The organism is Paraburkholderia sp. RL17-337-BIB-A, from assembly GCF_046025895.1.
GTDB lineage: Bacteria > Pseudomonadota > Gammaproteobacteria > Burkholderiales > Burkholderiaceae > Paraburkholderia > Paraburkholderia fungorum_C.
In genome coordinates this window covers 4,310,557-4,329,264 of sequence record NZ_JARESY010000001.1, presented here as the reverse complement: position 1 = coordinate 4,329,264, position 18,708 = coordinate 4,310,557, and the positions used below count along the sequence as shown (strand labels likewise).

The window sequence follows — 18,708 nt, the reverse complement described above, 5'->3', positions numbered from 1 at the left end:
AAAAACTTGGTTCGCCCTGGCGACGCCCGGCGGGACAATCATTTCCCGGATTCCGGCAGCGAGGGACTGACATGCTTTCATGCATCAAATCGACATGGCCGCCGCGGCTCGTCACCGTTCCCGGCCTGCACGGTAGCGAGGGCGCGCACTGGCAAACATGGCTCGAACGGCAATTCGCGCGCTCGCTGCGCGTCGAACAGGCCGACTGGGACGCCCCGGACGTCGCCGTCTGGGCGAAATCGCTGCGCGATCTGCTCGCGCGCGAACGTGGGCCGTTCGTGCTGGCCGCCCACAGCTTCGGCTGCCTTGCGACTGCGCACGCGTTGCAGCAGGCTTCGTATGCGAACGATGTGGTCGGCGTGCTGTTCGTCGCGCCCGCGAGCCTGGAGAAATTCGCTTTCGCCGGGCCGTTCGACGCACGGCGTCTTGGCGTGCCGTCGATTCTGATCGGCAGCGAAACCGATCCGTGGATGCCGCTCGCCGGTTCGCGCGATCTCGCGCAGCGTTTCGGCAGCGCATTCGTCAATCTCGGCGACGCGGGACATATCAACACGGCGGCGGGATTCGGCCCATGGCCGCGCGCCAAGTATTTTGTCGACACGCTGGTGCATTGCGCGGCGCCGCTGCGCTTTCGCGAGGAGACGCTCGAGGTCGCGCAGCACGCATTCGTATGAGCGATCAGAAAGCGATCCGCTAGAATCCCGCTTCACGCTGCACGTTCGTGCGGCCGCAGCTTTTTTCATCGATAGGCGGGGATAAGATGGCAGGCAAGACGGGGACATCGCGCTGGCTGGCGGCCGGCATGACGGCAATGACGCTCGCGCTCGGCGGCGTACCGGCAGCGCACGCGGACACATCGCTGCTCAACGTGTCGTACGACGTGACACGCGAGTTGTACAAGGACATCAACGCCGGCTTCATCGCGGCATACAAAGCGAAGAGCGGCGAGACCGTGTCGATTCGCCAGTCACATGGCGCGTCGAGCGCGCAGGCGCTGTCCGTGTTGCAAGGACTGCAGGCTGACGTCGTGACGATGAACCAGCCGAACGACATCGACCTGCTCGCCGAAAAGGGCCAACTCTTGCCCGCCAACTGGCGCACGCGCCTGCCGGACGACAGTGTTCCGTACACCACGACGATGGTGTTCCTCGTGCGCAAGGGCAACCCGAAGCACATCAAGGACTGGGACGATCTCGCCAAACCCGGCATGCAAGTGGTGATCGCCAACCCGAAAACCTCGGGTAATGGCCGCTACGCCTATCTGGCGGCATGGGGTTATCGCAAGCTGCACGGTGGCACCGACGCGCAGGCGATCGACTTCGAGAAGGCGATCTTCAGGAACGTGCCGGTGCTGGACACAGGCGGGCGCGGCGCGACGACGACCTTCACGCAACGCGGTATTGGTGATGTGCTGGTGACGTTCGAAAACGAAGTGTCGTTGATCGCCACGGGCGTCGGCGACGGCAATTTCGAAGCGGTGTATCCGTCGGTGAGCCTGCTGGCTGCGCCGCCGGTGGCGCTTGTCGACAAGGTGGTCGACAAGCGCGGCACGCGCAAGGAAGCGCAGGCGTATCTCGACTATCTGTGGTCGCCGGCCGCGCAGGAAATCATCGCACAGCATCATCTGCGTCCGCGTGACAAGAATGTGCTCGCCAGGCACGCGGCTGAGTTCAAGCCGATCAAGACTTTTACGGTCGAGGACATCTTCGGCAACTGGCAGAAAGCGCAGCAAACGCATTTCTCTGATGGTGGGACGTTCGATCAGATCATCGTCGACAAGAAGTAAATCTTTGCCTCAGAAGTAGAAGGGCCGCCTCGTTTCCGAACGGCACCCCAGATCGTTGGACCATGTCCAACTTCAGGGGGCAGTTCTTTGCGAGGCGGCCTTTTTTGCGCGTGTCTATCACGCGCGGTTGATACTTTGATTCTTTAGTTCGGCGCGCCGTGCTTATCGCAGCCATGCTCGCAGCCGCTCTGATCCAGCGGCATCTGTTGCGCCGCTTCCGCGCGAATGCCGAGGCGTTCGAGCAGCTTGCGGTCCGCTTCGGCTTGCGGGTTGCTCGTGGTCAGCAACTGATCGCCGTAGAAAATCGAGTTCGCGCCAGCGAGGAAGCACATCGCCTGCAGCGCTTCGTCCATCTGCTCGCGGCCCGCTGACAGACGTACCATCGCGCGTGGCATCGTGATGCGGGCAATCGCGATCGTACGGACGAACTCGAACGGATCGATGGCTTCGGTGCCGGTCAGCGGCGTGCCTTCCACCTGCACCAGGTTGTTGATCGGCACCGATTCCGGATACGGCTCCATGTTCGCGAGTTGCGCGATCAGGCCGGCGCGTTCGCGGCGCGATTCGCCCAGGCCGACAATACCGCCGCAGCACACATTGATGCCCGCTTCGCGCACGCGTTCCAGCGTGTCGAGACGATCCTGATACGTGCGCGTCGAAATGATCTGGCCGTAAAACTCGGGCGACGTATCGAGGTTATGGTTGTAGTAGTCGAGGCCCGCTTCGCGCAGACCTTGCGCCTGATGCGTCTCGAGCATGCCGAGCGTCACGCAGGTTTCGAGCCCCATCGCCTTCACGCCGCGGATCATGTCCTTGATCGGCTCGAGGTGGCGGTCCTTCGGATTGCGCCACGCCGCGCCCATGCAGAAGCGCGTCGCGCCGTTGTCCTTGGCGACCTTGGCGGCGGCCAATACTTCATCGACCGGCATCAGCTTGTCGGCTTGCAGGCCGGTGTCGTGATGCACCGACTGCGGACAGTACGCGCAGTCTTCTTCGCAGCCGCCGGTCTTGATCGACAGCAGCGTCGACAGTTGCACGGTGTTGGCGTCGAAATGTTCGCGGTGGGTTTGCTGCGCGCGGAACATCAGGTCGTTGAACGGCAGTTCGTACAACGCGACGATGTCGGCGACGCGCCACTTGGCGACCGGCTTGGCGCCTGCTGCTGCGTGGTTGGCATTGTGGTTCGAAGCAGCCGTATCGGCTGGCGTCGGAGCGATGTTCAGTTGCGTCATGTCGTCGATCCTCATGGATGGATGTGATGGGTTCTCAGCGCTGCGCGTGGCGCAGCGTCTGCAGGAGTCGGTTGATGTCGAGTTGCACGGCCGCGAGTTCGGGCGAAGCCGGAGTCAAATGCGGCACGATGCCGAGCAACGGCGCGTCGTATTCACGCGCAAGATGCTCGCGGATCGAGGCGATGTTTTCGTCGGGGAACGTCATGTCCGGATCGATGCGATTCGCCACCCAGCCGGCAAGCGTCAGCCCACGCGCGGCGATCGCTTCGGCGGTGAGTAATGCGAGGCTGATGCAACCGAGGCGCATGCCGACCACCAGCACGACCGGCAGCTTCAGCGCGACGGCGAGATCGGCGGTGTCCTGCGTCGCGGTCAGCGGCACACGAAAACCGCCGACGCCTTCGACCACGACGATCTCGGCTTGCTTCAAAGCTTGTGCATGACACTCGACGATGTGGTCGAGATCGAATGTGACGTTTTCCAGCGCGGCGGCGATGTGCGGTGCGGCCGGTTCCTTCAACAGATACGGCGTGCGAATCTCCGGCGGCAGCAGGACGCTCGACGCGGCGTCGAGTTGATCGGCGTCTTCGTTATGCAGCACACCGTTCAATTCGAATGCGCCCGCGGCGATCGGCTTCATCGCCGCGGCTTGCAGTCCTTCGCGAACGAAACCGCGCAAAAGCGCTGCGGAGACGAAGGTCTTGCCGATTTCCGTATCGGTGCCGGTGACGAATAGGGACAGCGCCGCGCTCATGCCGCTTTCGCCCCGAGTTGTTGCAAGCCCGCTTCGAGCCGGTCCAGATCCGCTTGCGAGTGCGCAGCGGAGAGCGAAATGCGCAGCCGCGATGTCCCCGCAGGCACCGTGGGCGGACGGATCGCCGGGACCCACAAGCCGGCGCGATCGAGCGTGGCCGCGATGTCCAGCGTGGCGTCGTTTGCGCCGATGATCAGCGGCTGCACGGCGGTGTGCGAATCGACCGGCAACCACGGCGTCGCCTTCAACATCGCGCGCGTGCGTTCGATCAACTGCTGAAGATGCGCACGCCGCGCGTCGCCTTCTTCGCCACCGATGATGCGCAGACTCGCGGACACCGCATGCGCCGCGGCGGGCACGGAAGCCGTCGTGAAGATGTACGGACGCGCGCGCTGCACGAGCCATTCGATCACGGTCTCATGCGCGACGACGAACGCGCCCGACACACCCGCCGCCTTGCCGAGCGTGCCGATCGAAATCAGATTCGGCGAACGTAGCGCGGCTTGTGCAACCGCGCCACGTCCTTGCGGACCGAGCACGCCGAAACCGTGCGCATCGTCGACGATCAGCCATGCGCCATGCTGTTCCGCGAGTTCGAGCAGACGCGGCAAGGGCGCGATATCGCCGTCCATGCTGAACACGGTATCAGAGACGATGACTTTGACGTTCGCGTCCGACGCGTCGAGCATCGCGCTCAATGCGTCCATGTCGCAGTGCGGATAGATCTGCACATCGGCGCGAGACAGGCGCGCGCCATCGATCAGCGACGCGTGATTCAACGCATCGGAGAAGAGCGTCGTGCCGCGGCCCGCGAGCGCGGTGAGCGTGGCGAGATTCGCCATGTAGCCGGTGCTGAAGTAAAGCGCGCGCGCATTGTCGACGAAGCCGCCGGCGAATTCAGCGAGATCGTCTTCGAGCTGCGCGTGCGCGCGCGAGTGGCCGCCGAGCAGATGCGAACCGCCGCTGCCCGCGCCATAACGCTGCGCGCCCTCCGCGATAGCCGCGATCAGTTGCGGATGTGCCGCGAGCCCGAGATAGTCGTTACTGGCGAAGCCGATGATCTCGCGGCCGTCGACGGTCATGTGCGCGGCGCACGGCGTCTCAGCCGTGCGGCGGCGACGGCGCAGGCCGCGCGCGTCGATTTCCTTGAGGCCTTCGGTGAGTGTGTCGAGCAGGTGCATTAGCGCGTCTCCGCGAGCGTGGCTTCGAAGGTTTCGCGCGTGCGCGAGGCGAGCAGCGCGATTTCTTCGTCGTCGAGGATGTAGGGTGGCATCAGATACACCGTCGTCGAAATCGGGCGCAACAGCAGTTCGCGTTGCAACCCGTTTTCGAAGAAGCGGCGCGAGAATGTTTTGGCTTGCTGAGCGTCGTCGATCGCTGCGTCGAATGCGAAGATCGTTCCGCACTGACGCAGATTACGCACCTGCTCGTGGTCGGCGAGCGGCGCGAGCGCGGACTTCAGCTTCGCGGACTTCTGCGCGTTGACGGCGAGTACGTTGTCGCTGGCGAACAGATCGAGCGTGGCGAGCGCCGCGCGGCACGCGAGCGGATTGCCGGTGTACGAGTGCGAGTGCAGGAAGCCGCGCGAGGTGTCGTCGTGATAGAAGGCTTCGAAAATTTCATCGCGCGACAACACGATCGAGAGCGGCAGATACCCGCCGCTGATGCCTTTCGACAGACACAGGAAGTCCGGCCAGATACCGGCTTGTTCGCAGGCGAAGAAGGTGCCCGTGCGTCCGCAGCCGACGGCGATTTCATCGGCGATCAGATGCACGCTGTACTGATCGCAGAGCGCGCGCAATCCGGCGATATACGACGCGTCGTGCATCGCCATGCCGGCCGCGCATTGCACGAGCGGCTCGACGATCAGCGCGGAGATTTTCGTGGCGCGTGCTTCGAACAGTGAGCGGACCTGATCGAGTGCACGGCGCGCGACATCGACCGAGGTTTCACCGGCTTGCGCGAGGCGCGCATCGGGCGAAGCGACGACGTGCGCGTTGCGGATCAGCGGATCGTAGGCGTCCTTGAAGAGAGCGACGTCGGTGACGCCGAGCGCGCCGATGGTTTCGCCGTGATAGCTGTTGGCGATGCAGACGAATTCCTGCTTGTCCGCGAAGCCGCGATTGCGCCACGAGTGGAAGCTCATCTTCAGGGCGATTTCGACGGCGGACGCGCCATCGGATGCGAAGAAGGCGTGGCCGAGCGTGTTGTTGGTGAGCGCGCTGAGGCGCTCCGCGAGTTCGATGGCGGGCTCGTGCGTGCAGCCGGCGAGCATGGCGTGTTCTAGCGTGTCGAGCTGGTTTTTCAGCGCCGCGTTGATGCGCGGGTTGGCGTGGCCGAAAAGGTTGACCCACCAGGAGCTGATCGCGTCCAGATACCGGTTGTTTGTGCGGTCGTAGAGCCATGCCCCTTGGCCTCGCGCGACGGCGATGAGCGGCAGGTGCTCGTGGTGTTTCATCTGGGTGCAGGGGTGCCAGACGGCACGCAAGCTGCGGGTGATCCAGTCTTCAGGGGATGCTGACTTTTCCAAAAGGTACTCCGAGGTGCTTTTTTGCCGTTGCACGGCTGGCTTTTTTAGGGCCTTTTCATTCGCGATGCGTGGTTTTCTTTGCGCTGCGTGCGGCCTTTGGGAGGCTTGCGGGGGTGAGATTAGCGGTTTATTTCGTGCTGCGCACTAGGGGCTGGGGTTCCGTTTTTGCCTCCGGCGCAGGGGTTTGGTGCTGTTCGATGCAGGTGGTTTCAGATTCGGTCCGAAGGGCGCTGATCGGCGGAGTTGACGACGGCAAAGTAGTTGGACCTTGTGGGCGGGAATTGGGGGGAGATGCCTGCGGCGGTGAGGGCTGGTTTGGTTTTTTGCCTTCGTGGCGCTTTTTGTCTGTACGCCTGCGGCGTTGGGGTTTTCTTGATTTGGTTGGCTGCTCGCGCTTGTTTCTGTTTGCCTGCGGCGTTGGGCTTTGCTTGATCTGGTTGCCTGTGCGGCGCTTGTTGTCTGTGCTTTTATGGCGTTGGCCTTTCCTTGAATGATATTGGTCTATTAGCGTCGCCCCTGTGCGGGGCAGGCACCTACTTTTCTTTGCCTGCCGCAAAGAAAAGTAGGCAAAAGAAAGCGGCTCAAACCGCTAGCTCATAAGCGGGTCCCCCGCGCAGTCGCGGTAGTGGTGCATCTGGAATCTGTGCTCCCGCACATTCAGCGTGAGTGACAAGGCACTCATACTTCCCGCCTCGCCCTGCGTGCTCGCCGGAACGGACGATCATGCAAACCAGTAGCTTCGTTTGGCGCGGCGGGGGCCATCGGCTTCGCCTCGGCGAAATGCCGAATGAGCCGAATGAGCCGAATGAGCCAAATGAGCCAAATGAGCCAAATGAGCCAAATGAGCCAAATGAGCCAAATGAGCCAAATGAGCCAAATGAGCCAAAAATGAACGGAATAAGCCGAATGAACCGACTAAGCTGATAAGCGCGAATGGAGCGCGAATGGAGCGCGAATGGAGCGCGAACGCGAAACGCAGCAATCGGTTTTGAGAAATGCGCTTCGGCGCGCGCAGCGGCGCCGGAAGTATGACGGCTGTGTCACTAGGGCTGAATGTGCGAGGGCACGGATTCCAGATGCACCACTACCGCGACTGTGCGGGGGACCCGCTTAAGAATTAGCGGTGTGAGCCGCTTTCTTTTGCCTACTTTTCTTTGCGGCATGCAAAGAAAAGTAGGTGCCCGCCCCGCACAGGGGCGACGCTAATAGACCAATAACAAATCAAGGAAAGGCCAACACCGCAGGCAACCAGATACAAGCGCCGCGCAGGCAACCAGATCAAGGAAAGCCCCATGACGCAGGCAACCAGACAAAATCGCCGCGCAGGCAAAAAACGCCTTAACCGTCAATTCCGGCTAGCAATAGCCCGCCGCCCATTATCAGCCCCCGAAGGGGAGGAGGAAGAGGAGGAAGAAGAATCCGCCGTCTGCGAAGACCCACTCCCCCATACAACGGAGTTATCAACAGCATACAACCGGCAAGGCGCCGAACTCTGCTTCTGGCAATTAGCAATAGCAACCGACATCGGATTATCACCACCTTCAGCCCATGACCAGGCACCCGAATCCGACACAGCAAAAGCCCGGCTAGGATACTGATGCAAAAAATTCCGATATCCATTGCGACCAGCTTCATCCACAAACGGCACAGAGTCGACCGCATCGACAGCAGCAAACCCACTCGCCTTCGGCGCCGAAGGATCATCGACCCGATATTGCACGCCAGTAGGCATCCCCGCCTGAGCAAGGAAAGCCTCGACCGCAGGCCACCACACATGCACGCCATCGCGATCGCCCACAAGCCGATGCGCGTCATTCTTGTAGTTGCCGAAATCCACCATCTTCGCGCTCGCACCGTGCGCGGCATACGCGGCAAACATGCCGGCCACCAGCGGTGCGGTCCACACTGAATCGTTATCGCCATACAACCACAGCGACGGTACCTTGGTCTTCTCGCCATATGCGCCGAATGCGCGCGTCAGATTGGTCTGCCAGTCGGTGCACGCGTCCTGCCGCAAACCGCCCGAAAAATTGATCAAAGCCCGCACGCCCGGTGCGGCCTCGGAGCCGTAAGCCATCGTCGCAAGGCCGCCGTGCGACGTGCCGGCCACCACGATGTGCGTCGCGTCCACGTAAGGCTGCTTCGACATGAAATCGATCGTCGCGGCCACGTCGCCGGCCTGGCCGACGCCGTTACGTGCGACATCGCAACCATCCTGCTGATAAGTGCCGTCGGAATGGCCGAAGCCCTGGCGGTTCGGCGCCACCACCACGTAGCCGCGGCGCACGAATTCGCGCGCGAACGGCAGCGGGTCGCTGCGCTCCTGTGCGCGCGGGTCGCCAGGAATCTTGCCGTGGTTGAAAACAATCATCGGAAACGGGCCTGGACCGTTCGGTTTGTAGATCGTCGTTTCGAGCGTGACCGTGCCGGCAGCGTCGACCGGCACGCGGATGATCTGTTCATTGAGGCCGGCGCTGGGGAGATAGACGTCGTCGTCGAGCGCGATGCGCGGCACGTGCGCGCGAGTGAGAGGCCCCGCCTGGATGTCGGCGAGCGGGTCGGCATGCGCAAGTGCGACAGCGCATATCGCCGTTGCACACGTCACCGCACACTTCGTCAGAACCTTGCTGAACACCATTGACGCACCTGCCTCCAAAACCTGCCCTGAACACCGTGATGCCTTGTCTGTCGAATGTCATTGCTGACAACTACCTTTCGGCGGTGTTCTCGACACACAAAAACACACTCGCGTACGGAATGCGCCAGGCGCACGCACGCTAATCGAGATCGCACGGGATGAACCCAAACGGCCGACGCGACCCCACGCGCCGATGATGAGCGCCACATCTGCCGCCGGAACCGCTGCCGAACCCCCACTGGAGGGCTATCGGCAGGGCGCCTGCGCATTTGCGGAAGCGGTATGGACCACTCCTCGCAACGTGACGTCATGAACCTACGGCCTCATCCTGGCACGACAATTTTGTTTTGTGCAATCAAGGAGAACCCGCGACGAAAAAATCTCCGCGTGGGAAGCACGCCACGTCCGCCCCCCGGAAAGCGGCAAAACGCCCGTCGCGCGGCGCTTGGCTGCACGAAGTAATGTGTCGCAACACACGCGCTGTGGCGTTGAGCCAACACGAAAAAAAGCCCTCGTTTGAGGGGCATATGTGATCACGGCGCGATCTGCGTCGTTGAGTTGTGTAAGGCTTTGGAAGGATTGGGCTATTCGCTCACGTCGCCATCGACATAGCGCCAGCGTGCGTCCTCGCCGCGTACGAAGCGGCTCAACTCGTGCAGCCGGTGGGCGCGGCCGCCTGCCTTGTATCGTGCGACGAATTCGACCGTGGCATGATCGGCGTCAATTTCAGCGAAGGCCTTGATCTGCAGTCCGAGCCAACGCGGCGCGTCGGGGGCGGCAGGGTCCGCGTCGAGATCCGTGGGGCAGGTGTGCGGTGCCCAGGTGGCACGCAAATAATTGGTTGCGCCGACAACATAGGCGCTGTAACGCGAGCGCATCAGTTCGAGCGCGCGCGGCGCCGTTTCTCCGCCGTCGATGTAGCGCCCACAGCATTGTTCGAAACGCGGCGGTTTGGCGCCGTTGCGCTGATCAGGCGCGGCCCCGCCGCAGGGGCATTCGGATGGTCGTTGCGTTGACAACAGTTGCTTAGTCATCAGACTTTCAGCCCAGACCGCGCGCGATCAAAATTTTCTGGATGTCGCTGGTGCCTTCGTAAATCTGGCACACGCGCACATCGCGATAGATGCGTTCGACGGGGAAGTCGCTCAGATAGCCATAGCCGCCATGAATCTGCAAGGCCGCCGAGCAGATGCGCTCCGCGGCTTCGGAAGCGAACAGCTTGGCCATCGCGGCTTCCGTCAGGCAGGGCTGGCCGGCGTCTTTCAGTGAGGCCGCGTGCCAGATCAACTGACGTGCTGCTTCGAGTTGGGTTGCCATATCGGCGAGACGGAATTGCACGGCCTGGTGCGAAAACAGCGGCTGGCCGAAACTCTCGCGCTCCCTGGCATAGCCCAAAGCCGCCTCGAACGCGGCGCGCGCCATGCCGACGCTTTGCGCTGCGATTCCGATGCGTCCGCCTTCGAGCCCCGATAGGGCAATCCGATAGCCTTCGCCTTCCGCGCCAATCAGATTCGCGGCCGGCACGCGGCAATCCTCGAAAATAATCTGCGCGGTGTCCGACGAATGCTGGCCAAGCTTGTCTTCGACGCGCGCAACGACGTAACCCTTCGCATCGGTGGGTACGATGAACGCGCTGATGCCGCGTTTGCCGGCGGCCTTGTCGGTCACGGCCATCACGATCGCGACGTTGCCGTTCTTGCCGCTCGTGATGAACTGTTTGACGCCGTTCAGCACGTAGCTGTCGCCATCGCGTGTCGCGGTGGTGCGCAGCGCGGATGCGTCGGAGCCCGCTTGCGGTTCGGTCAGGCAAAACGCACCGAGCATCTCGCCACGCGCGAGCGGCGTGAGCCAGTCGCGTTTCTGCGCGTCGTTGCCATAGGTCAGCAGAATGCTGCACACCGGGCAGTTGTTGACGGAGATCGCGGTCGAGGTGCCGCCGTCGCCTGCCGCGATTTCCTCGAGGATCAGCGCGAGCGCCAGCGCGTCCATGCCGGCGCCGCCATACGCTTCGGGCACCAGCACGCCGTAGGCGCCGAGTTCGGCGAGCTGGCGATGCACGTCCTTCGGGAAAGTGCGCTCGCGGTCCCATTGCGCCGCATGCGGCATAACGGCTTCGCGCACGAACGTGCGCACCGCATCGCGGACCATCAGATGATCCTGATCAAGCACCATGGCCCGGTCTCCTTGTTAGTCTCGCCATTTGTCTGCTCACCAGTCGAGCGCCGTGCCGTCGTATTGATAGAAGCGGCCGTTGAACGCCTCATGCGATGCCGCGGCCTGCGCGAGCACATCACGCATGCCGGTGACGCTGCGCGCCGGATCGATCGCCGCTTGTGCGCCGCCCATGTCGGTGCGCACCCAGCCAGGATGCAGCGAAATACAGGTTGCGCGCCGTGCTTCCAGCGAGGCGATTTTCAACGCGTCATTCAGCGCGGCCTTACTTGCCCGGTACAGCCAGCCGGTCGTGCCGCTTGCGTCGCCGATGCTGCCCATCTTGCTCGAAATCACCGCGAATACACCGCCGGCTTCTTCGACGAGCGGCAGCAGGATCGGCATCAACTGCATCGGTCCGCGCACGTTGGTATGCATGACCTGGTCGAAGTCTTCGGCGGTGATCGTCTCGAGGCTTTCGGTGCGCGGGCCGTATACGCCCGATACCAGTATCGCCGCGTCGAGCCGTTCACCGTCGAGCTTCCAGCCGAGCGCGGCGATTTCCTCGGGTGCGGTGACGTCGAGTGAAAAGGTCTCCGCGCCGAGCGCCTTCAGCGCGTCGAGCGCGGCGCCGTCGCGCGCGGTGGCGAGCACGCGCCAGCCGCTCTTCTTGTACTGATGCACAAACTCCTGACCGATGCCGCGCGATGCACCGACGATCAACACTGTCTTCATCGAATCACCTCAAGCCCTTAAACCCTCAAACGCCTGCAAACAGCGCGTTAAACCAGTTCAATGCCCATCGCCGTTGCTTCGCCGCCGCCGATGCACAGCGTCGCGACGCCGCGCTTCAGACCGCGCTTTTTCAACGCGCCGATCAGCGTGACGAGAATCCGCGCGCCTGATGCGCCGATCGGGTGGCCGAGCGCACAAGCGCCGCCGTTCACGTTGACCTTGTCATGCGGCAGCTGATGCTCTTTCATCGCCGCCATCGTGACGACCGCGAACGCTTCGTTGACTTCATACAGGTCCACTTCGTCGGCGCGCCAGCCGTTCTTCTCGAACAGCTTGCGAATCGCTCCGACAGGTGCCGTGGTGAACTTTGCCGGTTCTTGCGCGAAGGTCGAATGGCCGACCACACGGGCAAGCGGTTCGACGCCGAGACGCTTCGCGGTCGATTCGCGCATCATCACGAGCGCCGCTGCGCCGTCGGAAATCGACGACGAGTTCGCCGCCGTCACCGTGCCGGTTTTGCTGAACGCGGGCTTGAGCGTCGGAATCTTGTCGAGGTTCGCTTTGAACGGCTGTTCGTCGTGATCGATGGTCACGTCGCCCTTGCGGCTTGCCACCTTCACCGGTGCGATTTCCCAGCCAAACGAGCCGTCTTCATTCGCGCGCTTCGCCCGATTCAGGGACTCGACGGCGAACGCATCCTGCGCTTCGCGCGTGAAGTCGAACGACGCCGCGCATTCCTCGGCAAACGTGCCCATCAAACGGCCCTTTTCGTAGGCGTCTTCGAGACCGTCATAGAACATGTGGTCGATCACCTGGCCGTGCCCCATGCGCATGCCGTTACGCGCCTTCGGCAACAGGTACGGCGCGTTGGTCATGCTCTCCATGCCGCCTGCGACGATCACGTCGACCGAGCCCGCGGCCAGCATGTCGTGCGCGAACATCGCCGCGCGCATGCCGGAGCCGCACATCTTGTTGACGGTGGTGCTGCCGGTGCTCAACGGCAAGCCGGCGCCGAGCGCGGCCTGACGCGCGGGCGCCTGGCCGAGGCCGGCGGGCAGCACGCAACCCATCACGACTTCGTCGATTTGCCCGGGCTTCAAACCGGCGCGTTGCACCGCGGCTTCGATTGCAACCGAGCCCAACTGCGGCGCGGTCAACGAAGCGAAATCGCCCTGAAATGCCGCCATCGGCGTGCGGGCCACCCCTACGATTACGATCGGATCAGACTTTGTCTCGCTCATGTTTGCCTCACTCTTGCGGGTTTATTCATGCTTAAGTTCTTTGATCACACCTTCGACGATGGCCGGCACGTCGCCGAGCTGGGCCGCGTCGGCGGCGACCATATCGTTGTCCGCTTTATGCGCGCCGCTCGCCGACACCGCCGCAACGCAGTTCCTGTAGGTCGCATCGAGTGCGGCAGCGTCGCTAATCGTCATGCCGAGGTTGCGCACCTTGCCGTCGTGCACGCCATACACCCAGCCATGCACGGTGAGTTCCTGCCCGCGCGCCCACGCGTCGTTGATGATGGTGGTCCGACATACGTTCATGACCTGTTCGATCGCATTCAGTTCGACCAGACGCCGATGGCGTGCCTCACCTAACGGCCACTCCTCGATCAGCGCGGCGTGTTTGGTGCGCACGTCCTGCACGTGATGCAGCCAGTTATCCGCCAGACCCACGCGCCGGCCGTGCAGCGCCGCGCCGACGCCCGAGCAGCCATAGTGGCCGACCACCATGATGTGCTTGACCTTAAGCAGATCGACAGCGAACTGGATCACCGACAGGCAGTTCAGATCCGTATGCACCACCACGTTGGCGATGTTTCTGTGCACGAACACTTCGCCTGGCGGCAGGCCGATGATCTGGTTGGCCGGCACGCGCGAATCGGAACAGCCGATCCACAGATATTCGGGTGTCTGCTGGTGCGCGAGACGTGAGAAGTACTCCGGGTCTTCGGACAACTTGCGGGCCACCCATTTGTCGTTGTTGTCGAACAGATGGGCCAGCGGATTGGCGGCGGGAGAAGCGTTTGTGTTCATGGTGAGTCTGGCGGTTGCTCGACCGATTGACGGGTCGATGTCGTTACATGAGGTTCGGACGATGCAGTCAACAATGCGAGCGGCGCATGAGGCTCATGCCGCGCGCACGGTGCGTTCATTCGCCGGGTTCTCCGACAGGCCGGACGCCGCATCGGCGAATCGTTCCGGGTAGCGGATGCAGAAGCGCACGCTGCTGTCGTACGGGAAAAAGTCGGGCAGTTCGCCTTTCAATAGATGATCCTTGTGCCGTTGCCATAGCACGGGATCGAAGAAGTCCGCGTGATGCTGCATAAAAGACCGGCGCACGCGTGGGTCGCCGAGCAAAAACGTGCCGTATGTCTCCGGGAAGATGTCGTGCGGGCCGACCGAGTACCACGGCTCGCCGGACATTTCGTCTTCCTCGTTGCGTGGCGCCGGCACCGCGCGCACGTTGCATTCCGTCAGGTACTCGATTTCATCGTAGTCGTAGAACACCACGCGACCATGACGTGTCACGCCGAAGTTCTTGTACAGCATGTCGCCGGGGAAGATGTTGGCCTGCATCAATTCCTTGATCGCGTTGCCATATTCCTTGATGCCGTGATCGACGTCGTCGTCGCTGCCGTTTTGCAGGAACAGATTGAGCGGCACCATACGGCGTTCGATATACATGTGACGAATCACCAGGTTGTCGCCATCGCGTTCGATCAAGGACGGCACTTCCTTTTCGAGTTCGCGCAGCAGTGCTTCGTCGAGCCGCGAGATCGGCAGCGCCACGCTCGAATATTCGAGCGTGTCAGCCATGCGGCCTAACCGGTCATGCCGTTTGACGAGCTGATACTTGCCCTTGATCTGCTCGCGCGTGGTTTCCTTCGGCGGCGGGAAGTGGTCTTTGATCAGCTTGAATACATACGGAAACGACGGCAGCGTGAACACCAGCATCACGAGCCCCTTGATGCCGGGCGCAATGATGAACTGATCGCTCGAATGTTTCAGATGATGCAGCAGATCGCGATAGAACAGATTCTTGCCCTGCTTCTGCAAACCCACTGACGTATAGATTTCCGCCTTCGGTTTGCCCTGCATGATCGTGCCGAGAAACTCGACGTAAGCGGACGGCACTTCCATATCGACCAGGAAATACGAATGCGAGAAGCTGAAGATAATCAGCAACTGGTCGCGTTTGAGCAGCACCGTATCGAGTGCGAGCACACCCGGCTTCACATGACGTAGCGGCACTGCGAACGGCAACAGCAAATCGCCGTTGATGATCCGTCCGACGATATACGCCGACTTGTTTCGATAGAACAGCGACGAGAGTACGTGGATCTGGAAGTTGGGCGCTTCGTCGAACACGCCGAACGCATCCTGGATCGTCTGCATCACGCACTCGACGTCGCGCTTCAGATCCTCGAACGGCGGCTCCAGCTGGAAATTGGTGACGATGCGCTCGAGCGTCGCGGCAAGACCGTCCCTGGCCGGGTAATACGCGCGATAGGTCGGCTTCGCGGCCGGTTCGTCGTTCTCGATGTATTCGGTCGAGATCGCCGGACGCACAAAAATGAAGTCGTTGTTGAAATACGAACGGTGCAGGATCTTGCAGCACACCGAATTGAAGAACGTCTCCGCGCATTCGGGTTGGCGGTGCGTGGTCAGGAGGCCGATATAGTGCAATTTGATCTGCTGCCAGATCTCGTTGTCGATATTCTCGGCGTCGTATTCGTCTTCGAGCAGTTCGACGCATTCCTCGACGCGATCGTCATACGAGGTAATGCGCTCGCGCGCCAGCGTTTGCAGGCCGTGCCAGTCGCCGGCTTCAAAAAGGGCTTTGGCATGGATCGCGGCGTCGCGGAAGATCCGATAGTGCCGATCGAATCCTTCGAGCATCGTCTGGGCGACGTCAAAGCCGATCTGCGACGACAACAGTTTGGGGAAGTGATTCATGTCGACCGTGCATTCGTACCATGTCGTGAAGACACCCGTGATTGTATCGTTCGGGTGGGCCCGCGACGCATCGCGCCGCTCGGCGTGTGCCCTGGCGTCTCCTGGACGTTGGTAGGCATTCGCCGACTTTCAGACTATCTCCGCTCAATGTCCCGGTTTGGCATGCCTTAATCGGCGCAACTTTCTGCAAAAAATATTTGCCTGATCGCCGCTTACGCGGACTTGATGTCGCGTGCCCCGCTCTCCAGCAGCGCGCGCGCCTGGTTTTCATATTGCGCGAGGTCTTCGAGCGTCGCGTTCAGATCTTCGAGCTGACGTTCGAGTACCTCGCGATGGCGCGCCACCGTGGCAAGGAAGGCGTGCAATTGCGGCACGGTATCGGTCGGCGACTCGTAGACATCGAGCAGATCGCGGATTTCCGACAGCGTGAAGCCGAGCCGCTTGCCGCGCAGCGTGAGCTTCAGGCGGGTGCGGTCGCGGCCGGAATAGACACGCCGCAACCCGCTCGATCCCTCACGGCTGGGCGAGAGTAAACCCTGGTCTTCATAGAAGCGGATCGCTCGCGGCGTGACGTCGAATTCCCGCGCGAGCTCGGTGATCGTATATTGCGTGTTCATCAAGGCGTGCCGTGGCCGGGCAGAAAATCGGATTGAACGATAGAATCGACGTTTACGTTATCGTCAACTTGATCGGAACGCAACTGCAACGCAATTGCAACGCAACTACTGCGCAATACGGCACCGGTATGTCCCGACCGGGCCGCAACCACGCCGTGCGGCATCGCATACCTCGCCATGCCGGACGGCCGACGGAGGAAGACATCCACAATGAATGCACTCGAACATCAACTCGATTACCCGTTCAACGACACCTTGCCGGAAGCGGGCCATGCGATGGAAGTCGCCCCTGGCGTGTTCTGGCTGCGCATGCCGCTGCCGTTCGCACTCGATCACATCAATCTGTGGCTGCTACGCGATGAAATCGACGGTCAGCAAGGCTGGACGGTAGTCGACTGCGGCATTGCATCGGACACGATCAAGGAGAACTGGGAGAAAGTGTTCGACTCCGTGCTCGGTGGCTTGCCGGTGCTGCGCGTGATCGTCACGCATTGCCATCCGGACCACATCGGCCTCGCGCACTGGATTTGCGCCGGCGGCGACAAGAAACGCTGGGACGTGCGCTTGTGGACGACGCTCGGCGAATACATGCAGGCCCGCGTGATGGCGGCCGGAGACGGTTCGAATGCGGGCGGCGAGGGCGCCGCGCGGCACTTCGCGCGTCATGGTTTGAGCGATCAGGAGTCGCTCGAAAAGCTGCGCAATCGCACGAGCTACTACTCGACCCTCGTACCGGCGCTTCCCGGGCAGTACCGCCGTCTGCGCGAAGCCGACGGCGTAAAGATCGGCGGCAAGACGTGGCGCGTGGTGACGGGCTTCGGCCATTCGCCGGAACACTGCGCGTTGCATTGCGAAGAGACCGGCACGCTGATCTCCGGCGACATGGTGCTGCCGCGTATTTCGACTAATGTCTCAGTGTTCGACATGGAGCCGGAAGGCACGCCGCTCGCGCTGTATCTGGAATCGCTCGGCCGCTACGAGACGATGCCCGAAGACACGCTCGTGCTGCCGTCGCATGGCAAGCCGTTTCGCGGCGTGCGTACGCGTATCAAGCAACTGCGTGAGCATCATGATGCGCGTCTGGCTGAAGTGCGCGAGGCCTGCGCGGCGAAGCCGCAGAGCGCCGCGGATATCGTGCCGATCATGTTCAAGCGCCAGCTCGACATCCATCAGATGACGTTTGCGATGGGCGAGGCGTTGGCGCACTTGCATTTGCTGTGGCTCGCAGGCGAGTTGAAGCGCGCGCAGGATGCGGATGGGGTGATCCGGTTTTCGGCGGTTTGATTGCAGTGGTGTGTAGGAATTGAAGCCCGCGGACGCGGGCTTTAATTGGCAGACGCCACGTTAATCAGGCAGTGCTCCCAATGGCTACTTGTCATCCTGTGTGTCGTCTACCTTGGTGATCTTCCAGATGCCATTCTCTTTGCGTAGGAATGCAAGAATGGTTTTCTTCTCCGTCGATCCGAACGTAACGGGAACAAGCGCAACATCATCAAGCAGGATCATCGGATGCGGCGCAATATGCGCGAGCCAATCTTCCCGGTCGTAATCCTGTATTTTTGTAAAGTACTCGGCCCTCTCAGCAAACTTGTTGTGCTTATATTCGGCCCTCAGGAAGTCGACTGTTGGCTTTGACACATAGCGATAGACCTCTTTGTCCATGAGTGCATAGTCGCGGTCTTCAGAGTCCCGCTTTATGAACCATGTGTAGAACGCCTTTGTGCTGGCTTCTGGCGTCGTCGCCTGGTGCACTTGCGCGATCGCAAACGGTTGAAAAAAGGCGCTTAGAACAACAGCGAGGGTTGAAATAAGAAGAACTATGGATTTCCGCATGATTTGCGCTCAGTCGTGACGGTAGATCTTATAGGAAGGACGTGCGCTTCTATACGCAGGACCAGGGTAGAAGCCGTGCTGTTGTTTGAAGTCGGAAATCCAGATCGCTCCGTCATACATTGCCATATGCCCGTCGGGATGATTCATAATGGCCTGGATCACGACAACATCCCCTTTCTGCGGATTTGCGTCGCTTACCTCATAAAAGCCCGTGCAGATTAATGAAGAGCCATAGTTCCTCGCGGAGTACGTGAGCATAAGTGAAATTCCTCCGCGCTGGATCGCCTCTCGCACGTACCTTGCACAATGCCCTTGACTTGCAGATTCGGCATGCCACTGAAGATAGCTAACAGCGGCGTTCTTGTCCCAATAAGACATAAAATAGGTATCCAAAGTAAATTGGAAAAACATCCTAGCGTTATTTATCGGGGCCGCGTTGAAAATTTAACAACTGTTTAACCTTTTCGATG

17 protein-coding genes are annotated in these 18,708 nt (G+C 61.3%); 3 read left to right on the top strand and 14 right to left on the bottom strand.

Annotated elements, in window-relative coordinates; translation table 11 throughout:
• The first annotated feature begins 71 nt into the window (after positions 1–71).
• Both P0D84_RS19335 and P0D84_RS19330 read left to right on the top strand, forming a co-directional pair.
• Positions 72–674 carry an RBBP9/YdeN family alpha/beta hydrolase gene (locus P0D84_RS19335; RefSeq protein WP_408338989.1) on the top strand — a complete coding sequence of 201 codons (603 nt, stop codon included), beginning with the start codon at positions 72–74 and terminating at the stop codon, positions 672–674.
• A gap of 86 nt (positions 675–760) precedes the next feature.
• Positions 761–1,786 (top strand): sulfate ABC transporter substrate-binding protein, encoded by a 1,026-nt coding sequence (locus P0D84_RS19330; protein WP_408338987.1) that lies wholly within the window; start codon positions 761–763, stop codon positions 1,784–1,786.
• Between the two features lie 143 nt (positions 1,787–1,929).
• Here P0D84_RS19330 and bioB read toward each other — a convergent pair whose 3' ends face one another.
• The 12 genes from bioB to P0D84_RS19270 form a co-directional block, all read right to left on the bottom strand.
• Positions 1,930–3,018, bottom strand: a complete 1,089-nt coding sequence (bioB, locus tag P0D84_RS19325; RefSeq protein ID WP_408338985.1) for a biotin synthase BioB — start codon at positions 3,016–3,018, stop codon at positions 1,930–1,932.
• Between the two features lie 34 nt (positions 3,019–3,052).
• The gene (bioD, locus tag P0D84_RS19320; RefSeq protein WP_408338983.1) at positions 3,053–3,772 is read right to left on the bottom strand and encodes a dethiobiotin synthase; all 720 of its coding nucleotides are present in this window, start codon (positions 3,770–3,772) and stop codon (positions 3,053–3,055) included.
• Positions 3,769–4,953, bottom strand: a complete 1,185-nt coding sequence (gene bioF / locus P0D84_RS19315) for an 8-amino-7-oxononanoate synthase (protein WP_408338981.1) — start codon at positions 4,951–4,953, stop codon at positions 3,769–3,771. Before bioF ends, bioD begins: the two co-directional genes overlap by 4 nt.
• Positions 4,953–6,302 carry an adenosylmethionine--8-amino-7-oxononanoate transaminase gene (bioA, locus tag P0D84_RS19310; protein ID WP_408338979.1) on the bottom strand — a complete coding sequence of 450 codons (1,350 nt, stop codon included), beginning with the start codon at positions 6,300–6,302 and terminating at the stop codon, positions 4,953–4,955. The genes bioF and bioA overlap by 1 nt, the downstream gene beginning before the upstream one ends.
• Positions 6,303–7,647: 1,345 nt before the next feature.
• Positions 7,648–8,940 carry a dienelactone hydrolase family protein gene (locus P0D84_RS19305; RefSeq protein WP_408338977.1) on the bottom strand — a complete coding sequence of 431 codons (1,293 nt, stop codon included), beginning with the start codon at positions 8,938–8,940 and terminating at the stop codon, positions 7,648–7,650.
• A gap of 584 nt (positions 8,941–9,524) precedes the next feature.
• Complete coding sequence (locus tag P0D84_RS19300) at positions 9,525–9,974, bottom strand: YchJ family protein (protein WP_408338975.1); 450 nt, start codon at positions 9,972–9,974, stop codon at positions 9,525–9,527.
• A 7-nt stretch (positions 9,975–9,981) separates the two neighbouring features.
• The gene (locus P0D84_RS19295) at positions 9,982–11,112 is read right to left on the bottom strand and encodes an acyl-CoA dehydrogenase family protein (RefSeq protein ID WP_408338973.1); all 1,131 of its coding nucleotides are present in this window, start codon (positions 11,110–11,112) and stop codon (positions 9,982–9,984) included.
• A 36-nt stretch (positions 11,113–11,148) separates the two neighbouring features.
• Positions 11,149–11,826, bottom strand: a complete 678-nt coding sequence (locus tag P0D84_RS19290) for an SDR family oxidoreductase (protein ID WP_408338971.1) — start codon at positions 11,824–11,826, stop codon at positions 11,149–11,151.
• Positions 11,827–11,873: 47 nt separating this feature from the next.
• Positions 11,874–13,067, bottom strand: coding sequence for an acetyl-CoA C-acetyltransferase (locus P0D84_RS19285; RefSeq protein WP_408338969.1), 1,194 nt, complete (start codon positions 13,065–13,067; stop codon positions 11,874–11,876).
• A 21-nt stretch (positions 13,068–13,088) separates the two neighbouring features.
• Entirely contained in the window at positions 13,089–13,865 is a 777-nt protein-coding gene (gene can / locus P0D84_RS19280; protein WP_408338967.1) for a carbonate dehydratase, read from the bottom strand.
• A 93-nt stretch (positions 13,866–13,958) separates the two neighbouring features.
• Positions 13,959–15,788, bottom strand: a complete 1,830-nt coding sequence (aceK, locus tag P0D84_RS19275; protein WP_408338965.1) for a bifunctional isocitrate dehydrogenase kinase/phosphatase — start codon at positions 15,786–15,788, stop codon at positions 13,959–13,961.
• A 212-nt stretch (positions 15,789–16,000) separates the two neighbouring features.
• Complete coding sequence (locus tag P0D84_RS19270) at positions 16,001–16,405, bottom strand: MerR family transcriptional regulator (RefSeq protein WP_408338963.1); 405 nt, start codon at positions 16,403–16,405, stop codon at positions 16,001–16,003.
• A gap of 210 nt (positions 16,406–16,615) precedes the next feature.
• Between P0D84_RS19270 and P0D84_RS19265 the strand changes: the two genes are divergently transcribed.
• Positions 16,616–17,689: an MBL fold metallo-hydrolase gene (locus tag P0D84_RS19265; protein ID WP_408338961.1), complete on the top strand. Its 1,074-nt coding sequence runs from the start codon at positions 16,616–16,618 to the stop codon at positions 17,687–17,689.
• A gap of 84 nt (positions 17,690–17,773) precedes the next feature.
• On the opposite strand, the gene P0D84_RS19260 is transcribed toward P0D84_RS19265, so the two are convergent.
• Both P0D84_RS19260 and P0D84_RS19255 read right to left on the bottom strand, forming a co-directional pair.
• A complete protein-coding gene (locus tag P0D84_RS19260) occupies positions 17,774–18,238 on the bottom strand; it encodes a DUF3828 domain-containing protein (protein ID WP_408338959.1) in 465 nt (154 codons plus the stop codon).
• 9 nt (positions 18,239–18,247) lie between these two features.
• Positions 18,248–18,616, bottom strand: a complete 369-nt coding sequence (locus P0D84_RS19255; RefSeq protein ID WP_408338957.1) for a CHAP domain-containing protein — start codon at positions 18,614–18,616, stop codon at positions 18,248–18,250.
• Between the last annotated feature and the right edge of the window lie 92 nt (positions 18,617–18,708).